At 39.1% G+C, this 6,144-nt stretch carries 4 protein-coding genes; all 4 read left to right on the plus strand.

The genetic code is table 11. The features are described 5' to 3' along the window. The first annotated feature begins 2 nt into the window (after nt 1-2). Complete coding sequence (locus EA412_00815) at nt 3-902, plus strand: hypothetical protein (GenBank protein ID TVR83540.1); 900 nt, start codon at nt 3-5, stop codon at nt 900-902. A 134-nt stretch (nt 903-1,036) separates the two neighbouring features. Continuing rightward, the gene (locus tag EA412_00820) at nt 1,037-3,667 is read left to right on the plus strand and encodes a response regulator (protein TVR83541.1); all 2,631 of its coding nucleotides are present in this window, start codon (nt 1,037-1,039) and stop codon (nt 3,665-3,667) included. A 156-nt stretch (nt 3,668-3,823) separates the two neighbouring features. Then, nucleotides 3,824-4,306: a T9SS C-terminal target domain-containing protein gene (locus EA412_00825; GenBank protein ID TVR83542.1), complete on the plus strand. Its 483-nt coding sequence runs from the start codon at nt 3,824-3,826 to the stop codon at nt 4,304-4,306. 6 nt (nt 4,307-4,312) lie between these two features. Next, nucleotides 4,313-6,130, plus strand: coding sequence for a DUF1566 domain-containing protein (locus EA412_00830; GenBank protein TVR83543.1), 1,818 nt, complete (start codon nt 4,313-4,315; stop codon nt 6,128-6,130). The last annotated feature ends 14 nt before the right edge of the window (nt 6,131-6,144 follow it).

The following is a 6,144-nucleotide window of genomic DNA, read 5'->3' on the forward strand; positions in this document are numbered from 1 at the left end:
ACATGATGAGTTTTGAATTATCAATGAGCACTAAAAAGTGGCAATTTAATTTCCGAAATGCGATACTGATTTTTTCAATGTTACTGTTTTTTACGCAGTGTAACGAAAATGAGGAAACGGCTGAAAAGGAGGAAAAAGTAACATCCTTCCTTGCTCAGTTTGAGTTTACCGGCGAATACCTCGATATTTCAGCTGAAACGGAAAACTCCAGAGCAACTCACTGGAAACCGGATGGTTCAATGGTGTTTATCACCGGGAGATATTCAAATAATGTTGCGGCTTATGCTGTGAGCGAAGCCTGGGAAATCGGTTCTGCTACTTTTTCGCATGCGCAGGTGGTGCCGGGTGAGTTTCAGCATGGTTTATTTTTCCACGATAGCGGTGAGAAATTATGGGTATTTGACCGCACAAGTATCTGGACATTGACGCTGGAAGAGGCCTGGAACCTGCATTCTCTTTCAGATTCTTTAAATACCGACCTCAGCAGTTTTGTGGAAAGAGGACATGATGTTGATTTCAAGCCGGATGGCAGCTATATTTTTATTGACGACCGGAATACCGGTGCTGTTTTTGCTGTCAGCCTGTCCACGCCATGGGATATCACGACTAAAAACCTGGAATATACACTTGACATCAGCGATATTCAGGTGGAAGTGCGGGGAATTGAATTTGTTAAAAACGGCAAAATGATGATTTTGATGGATACGGGCAGAGATGAAGTGCTGGAGTTTCATTTGTCTGAACCTTATGATATTTCAACGGCGGAACTGGTATATGCTTTTGATGTCAGCAGTCAAACGAATCAGGGACGCGGGCTGAGCTTCAATGCTGATGAAACTTCTTTTTACATTACCGGCAGAGATGAGGAAAAGGTTTTTCAGTATCGTATAGTCGCTGAATAACAGCTAATACCACCCTTCTCGGAAAAATCTCATTATTCTAAAAGGACACTATATAAATTCACGCCTTGGTTGTATATTTATATTTTTAGGTTTGAAGTATATTTTTGGAAAAGGCTTCCTCCACTTGTATTTTCATGAAGAATACTTGTTTTACGATTTTACTGTTTTTATTTTCTTCCTTTTTTGTTGAAGCGGCAAAGGAAAAGGATAGACTATTAAAGGATTTTAAAAATGCTGAGACAGAAGAATCGCGTGCAGAAGCTTTAAAACAAATACTTCAAACAGCTGTAAATACTCCTCCTGAAGCAGCTATTGAAAACCTGACTTTCTTTGCAGAAAATATCAGCAGGGAAAGTAACCCACACGCATATTTTCGTCTCAATCAGGAAATTTCCATGCAACATAACAAAGCCGGAGATGATGTAAAAGCGCTGGAAATTTTATTTCTTTTACTGGATGAGACTAAGTTGTCCGGCATGGAAGCTTATCGTGCTCAAGTGCTTACAGATATTGGCTTTATTTTTTATTATCAAAATGATTTAAACAAGAGTCTTGACTTTTTCCAAAAATCTTATGCCGATAAACTTCAACGGAATGATACTGCGGATATTCCCGGCTCATTGCTCAATATCGGGAGTGTTTACTCACGCATGGGAGCCTTTGACAGTGCGGCATATTACATTGAACGGGCTCTTGAAACATATAAATCCGGAAATGATTCTCTTAAAATCGGACAGACCCTCAATAATTTAGGTGTTTTATATCGTCGTCAGGGTGCAGAACTCGATTTAGCACTTGCTTATTTTAATGATGCTATCAGCATTTATAAAAACTTAGGTGATAAAAGAAATTTGGGTATATCAATGGTGAACTCAGGGATAGTTTTACTTCAGATGGAAGAATTTGCAGAAGCTGAAGAATATTTACGTTCGGCTTTGGAGATTGCGACTAACGAAGGATTCCCTGCTCTGAAAAAGCTTAGCCTGAGTGCTATGGCTGAGTTATATATGGAAAAGAACGATTTTGAAAATGCCTTTCATTACCAAAGTCTTTTATACGCTTTTCAGGATTCTTTAAATTTAGTGGATCAACAACGTCAAATCGAAGAACTGGAAGCAAAATATCGCTTTACTCAACATCAACAGGAAATTGAAATTAAAGATTTGCGTATTCGCCAATTGGTTACTCTTTCAGGCTTTTTTGTATTGTTGCTGCTGCTTCTCACATTTATAGCCTTTTATTTTAGACTAAAAAAGAAAAACAGAGAAGAACTGGAAGCTGCAAAATCTGCTTTTTACACCAATATCGCACATGAGTTCAGGACTCCCGTAAGCCTTATTACAGCTCCTCTTGAGGAAATGATGCAAAAGGAAACTGAACCCGGAAATTTGGATAAACTTCGTCTTGCTCATCAAAATGCCCATCAGCTTTTACGACTGATTAACCAGCTATTGGATATTGCAAAACTTGAAAACAGTAAAATGCAAGTGTTTAAAAGCGAGGGAGATATAATCATTTTCACAGAGGCTATCACAGATAATTTCAAAAGCATTGCAGAAAAAAGAGGTATTCAAATTAACCTTAAAAGAAATATTGAATCGCTATATACACAGTTTGATAGTGATAAAATTGAAAAAATTGTTCAAAATCTTTTGAGTAATGCGATTAAATTCTCACCTGATAACAGTGTGATAGAGATTGAGTTGGATTTAGTTAATTTGGAAGACCGTGATTATTTTAAATGCTCAATAAAAGACGAAGGTCCCGGTATAGATACTGAAGAGCAAAAGCACATTTTTAAAAGATTTTACAGAACACCTAAGAGTGAGCAGGCAAATATGCCGGGAACAGGCATTGGACTGGCATTGGCTAATGAACTGACAAGATTGCAGGGAGGGGAATTGCTACTTGAATCCACATCGGGCAAAGGCAGTAAATTCACTATGCTTCTTCCGGTCGAAAAGGTTAATAGACCAACAGTTGAAACTGAAAAATTTGACTTTGAAGAAGGCAGCGAACAATTGGTATTGGTTGCAGAAGACAATGAGCACCTGAGAAACTATCTTGCAGATCTGATTCAATCAGCCGGTTTTATTTGCATTAGCTCAAAAAATGGTAAAGAAGCATTTAAAATAGCTACTGAAAAGGTTCCTGATATTATTATTTCTGATGTAATGATGCCTCTATGTGACGGAATTGAACTTCTGAATAAATTGAAAAAGAACCCGGTTACTGAGCATATTCCGGTTATCTTGCTTACAGCAAAAAACAGTCAGGAAAGCCGATTACTTGGTTTACAAAGCGGTGCCTATGCTTATCTGCCCAAACCTTTTCAAATTGCTGAATTGATGACACATTTGAAAAACCTCATTCGGTTCAGAGAAAAACTTAAAGCCCGATATGCTGTAAATACTCAACCACAAGATGAGCGAAAGAAAAGCATATTCGAAAATGAAAATGTTTTTATTCAAAAAATCATTGAGCTTACCTTAGAAAATCTATCAAATGAAGATTTCTCTGTAGAAGAACTAAGTAGTCAACTGGCACTCAGCCGAACACAAGTTCACAGAAAGATAAAAGCCATTACCGGTTTGTCAGCATCCCAACTTATGCGAAATATAAGACTGGAAAAAGCAATGGAGTTACTTAAAATCCATGCCGGAAATGTCAGTGAGGTAGCCTACCAAACAGGATTCAACAGCCCTTCATATTTTTCAAAATGTTTTCAGGAATATTTCGGAAAATCTCCCACAAAAATGCTCTAAACAGGCTAAATGCAACATAAGTAGCAGTATTTGCAACATGAGTAAAAGCTGATAACACTCCCCTGCAATAATTTTGTGCATGAAAGAGGGACTATGTACCCTGCATCAGTTTACAGTTGAAAATTCTTTTTTGATAAAAACTAAATTCTTTGAAGTATGCGCTACAAATTTCAATTCATCATTTTGCTTTATTGTTTTTTGCCTGCAACACTTATGGCACAGGAAGCGGTTCTCAGTTCGGGAGGAGATGTTCAAAACTCAAGTGGCAGTATCAGTTATTCTATTGGGCAGATAGCTTATCAACAATTTGACGGTAATGGTAAAAGCCTTGCAGAAGGAGTTCAGCAACCTTATGAAATCAGTGTTGTCAGCAATATTGCTTCTCTATCTTCTGAGGATATTCAATTAGAAGTCTTTCCAAATCCTACATCGGGATTGCTGCAACTACACATAAGAGAACATTTTACTTCAGAAATCTCCTATAAATTACTGGATATGAAAGGCAGGGAACTAAAAGCAGCAAGTCTTGAAGATAATACTGCTTATATACAAATGGGGAATTTACCTGAAGCAGCCTACTTATTACAAGTTTTTATCCAAAAAAAACCGGTCAGGACTTTTCAAATCATTAAAAACTAAAACATCATGAAAAATCATTTTATCATTTTATTCCTTATCTCATTATTCTTTGTACTTGATTTAAGTGCCAATGCTCCTTACCAAATGAGTTATCAGGCAGTGATTCGTGACCAGCATAATGCCTTAATCACTAATAGTCAGATTGGTGTAAAAGTAAGTGTATTACAAGGCAGCGAAACTGGAGTTGCCGTTTACACTGAAACACATACTACCACAACAAATGCAAATGGACTCATGACAATTAGAATTGGCAATGGCATGCCGGTTATGGGTACATTCGAAAATATCAACTGGTCGGACGGGCCATATTTTCTACAAACAGAAACGGACATAAACGGAGGGACGAATTATTCCATCACAGCCTTAAACCAGCTTTTGAGTGTACCTTATGCACTTTATGCACTTGAAAGCGGTACACCCGGCCCGGAAGGCCCTGCGGGTCAGGACGGAGTGCCCGGGCAAGATGGTACTCCCGGTGAAGACGGGGTAAGTGTTACAGGAGCTTCCGTAACTAATGGAGAATTGATTTTAACGTTGAGTAATCAGCAAACTATTAATGCCGGTCAGGTGACAGGGCCACAGGGGCCACAGGGACCGGCAGGTCAAAACGGATCTCCGGGTAATGATGGGGTAAGTGTTACAAATGCTTCTATAGTAAACAATGAACTTGTGATTACACTTAGTAATAGTCAGGTAATTAATGTTGGCAATGTAGTTGGACCCGCCGGTCCGGCAGGACAGGATGGTGCTCAGGGCCCGGCAGGACAAGATGGACAAGACGGCATACAAGGACCTGCGGGTCAGGATGGTACAGATGGAACCGGTATAAATGAAATTTTCATGGTAGGTGACTCACTTTTAATTGTATTAACAAGTGGAGACACATTAAATGCAGGAAGTTTACCTTCCACCGGGCAAGGGCAGGCATTACAAGCAGGATCCACTCCCGGTGACCTGTTAATATGGGATGGCCAGGACTGGTCATTGATTCCGGTTGGAAGTCCGGGACAATCATTTCAAATCGGGACTAATGGCCTTCCACAATGGGCAGGTGGTGGATATGCAACTGTTATAACAGACAGTGTTAATAATATTACACCCATTGCTGCAACTGTTTTTGCTGAAATTACAGCTGACGGAGGTTCCGCAATTACTGAAAGAGGTTTTGTGTATAGTACTTCACCTGCTCCTAACCTAACAGATAGTGTGGTAGTTTCCGGGAGTGGAACGGGCAATTTTTCTGAAACGCTCAGCGGACTTGAAATTGGTCAAACATATTTTGTAAGAGCTTATGCTACTAATGATGCAGGAACAGTTTTTGGCAATCAGATTTCTTTCCAGACACTATCTACATTTACCTTAGGCAGTATCGGTCCGGCAGGAGGGTTCATATTTTATGATAAAGGTGAATATAGTGATGGATGGAGATATATGGAGGCTGCTCCAACGGATCAATCTACAGGAATTAACTGGGGATGCAGCGGTACGCTTATTCCGGGAAGTTTACCTTCAGCAATTGGATTTGGTCCTGCTAATACTCAGGCTATCATCGGAACTTGTACTTCTGTTAATATTGCTGCAAGACGTTGTTCTGACCTAATCATAAACGGATATGATGACTGGTTTTTACCTTCCAGAATGGAGCTGCAACTTATGTATCAAAACCTGAATCTTGCTGCTGCTTCTTTCAACACTATAAGTGCATATTGGAGTTCTACACAAAACAACAACATAAGCGCACAAGCTGTTTCTTTCAGTACCGGAAATACAATCAACCAAAATAAAGTGGTAGATTATCGTGTACGTGCGGCCAGAAGATTTTAAATAATTTATTTTTA

It is taken from the genome of Chitinophagaceae bacterium (assembly GCA_007695095.1).
Lineage (GTDB): Bacteria > Bacteroidota > Bacteroidia > Chitinophagales > REEL01 > REEL01.